Origin of the sequence: Canicola haemoglobinophilus (assembly GCF_002015075.1) — a bacterium.
Lineage (GTDB): Bacteria > Pseudomonadota > Gammaproteobacteria > Enterobacterales > Pasteurellaceae > Canicola > Canicola haemoglobinophilus.
In genome coordinates, this window is record NZ_MUXZ01000066.1 from 1 (window position 1) to 1,946 (window position 1,946).

At 30.3% G+C, this 1,946-nt stretch carries 3 protein-coding genes; all 3 read left to right on the plus strand.

Annotated elements, in window-relative coordinates:
* Positions 1 to 746, plus strand: a 746-nt coding sequence (locus B0186_RS11735) for a hypothetical protein (protein ID WP_078219494.1), incomplete at its 5' end; no start/stop codon positions are given.
* Positions 747 to 787: 41 nt separating this feature from the next.
* Positions 788 to 1,135: a hypothetical protein gene (locus B0186_RS11095; protein ID WP_143411974.1), complete on the plus strand. Its 348-nt coding sequence runs from the start codon at positions 788 to 790 to the stop codon at positions 1,133 to 1,135.
* Positions 1,136 to 1,282: 147 nt separating this feature from the next.
* A complete protein-coding gene (locus B0186_RS11105) occupies positions 1,283 to 1,636 on the plus strand; it encodes a hypothetical protein (protein ID WP_078219499.1) in 354 nt (117 codons plus the stop codon).
* The last annotated feature ends 310 nt before the right edge of the window (positions 1,637 to 1,946 follow it).

Consider the following 1,946-nt stretch of genomic DNA (forward strand, 5'->3'; position numbering starts at 1 on the left):
CTAGCTCATACCCAAATGCAAGAGGTGTATTTAATCTAGGTGAGTTTTTATCGCAAGATAATGCTTACGGAAAAGCTGCAATGGGTGCAATTGCTCAGAGTGGTTGGGCAACAGGGGTTGGAAAAACGGTACGAGTTCATTTAGATAATAAAGGTAAATCTTCAACCGAATTGGGTAATTCTACTACTAGAGGAGGAAATGCGAATACTGAAACGAAAAGTGATGTAGCAAATCTTGGTAAGAATAACCCTAAATTTAATAAAGTTCTGAATGAAAATATTAATCATAAACCAGAGTTAATTAAGTCAAATAGAACTCAACAAAGAGTTAATGAAATAGCTCATCAATTTAATACAAAATCAGTGGAGCCTAAAGATATGAAATTGACAATAAATGGAAGGTTATATTTAACAAATCCCAAAACAAGTATAGGATCTCCTGTATATAAAGGAGTTAGTGACCAAGATGTGATAACTTATTTTAAAGAACTAACGGGAGTTGATAAATTACCTAATCCAAGCATCGTTTCTAAGATGAAAGATTTAAATGGTCAAGATGGTAAGGTTTGGACAATTAAGCCAACAGATGGACCTTTGAAAGGCAGCTCTATAAACTTAAGGAATTTTTCTTCATCTCAAGAAAAAACAAATTCAAAGTATACTATTGAGATAATTCAAGCCAAGGACAATAAGACTTGGCAATCTGGAATCAAGTCAAGAAATATCGAAATTAAGTTTGAGAATTAAAAGAGGTATAAATGATAAATATAAATTATAAAGAAGTAATTATGGATTCGAAATTTAAAAATATTAATTCTATTTATTTTTCTTTAGAAACCCATCTTATTGAGATAGGTATAAGAGATTATGATTTTACGAAGAGAGAATTTGTTGAATGTGTAAAATATATTATTAATTCTAAACAAGGGGTTATCAAATTCAGAGAGTGGGTGGAAAATTATGAGTTATTAGATAAATCTAACTTAGATCTTCAGTTAGATTATATATATAAATCATTTCCTAAAGAATATGATGAAAATATACCTGAAAAAGATATAGATAATTTATGGTGGTATATTGGATGCCCTGTCGATATTGGCTGGTTACAAGATGATGGCACATATTGGTTTTGTTAATAAGTTAGATAGAAGATACAAATTTCAAATTAACCTTATGAAAGAAAATGATTTAATATTATTTATTCAAAATTACTTATCTAAGTTAGTTTCATATGATGATGATAATTTATTTTATTTTTTTCTTATGTGGAGCGGTATTTTTCTTTGGATGAAAAAGAAGCTATTCAAGTAACTATTGATATTTTTTATAGACTAACTTCTTTAGAGTTAATTGAATTTCAAATTAAACAAGGAACTATAAAAGAAAATATTGTTGATTTAATACATCATATAGATGATATGGATATATTTGGAGGCTGGTTTTGGTATTTTTATCCAACGGAAAAGGGATGTGATTTAATCGACAAATTTAATTTATATGATAACCATTATGATGAAGAAACAATTTGTAAGGATTTTTGTTTTGAGTTTGTTACATTGTTGAAAGAAAAAGGATTGGATATAAATATATATCCTCTAGTAGATATTGGATGGGGAGGGGCTATTTCCCTTAATTAAATTTATAGTTTTGTCGTATTAATTCCCAAAGATAGTGTCTGTGTCTATGCGGGCGTTTTAAGACATCTTAACTTAAAGATGTAGCTCGTTTTAAAGATACTTTAAATTAAGCACTCGTATGGGCACGAGCGGTATCTTGCTGAAAACAGCTTGGTGTTAAAAGGTGCACAAACAGCTCATCATTTTGAAGAATACCATCACAGCAAAACAGGGAGTCTTGCCAAAAAATCCAAAACCAGTTTTGAAAGCCGAGAGAGCCGAAGTCAAGTGGGCAGCATGTTATCAGGTGAGGAGATAGCTTTACTTTCAG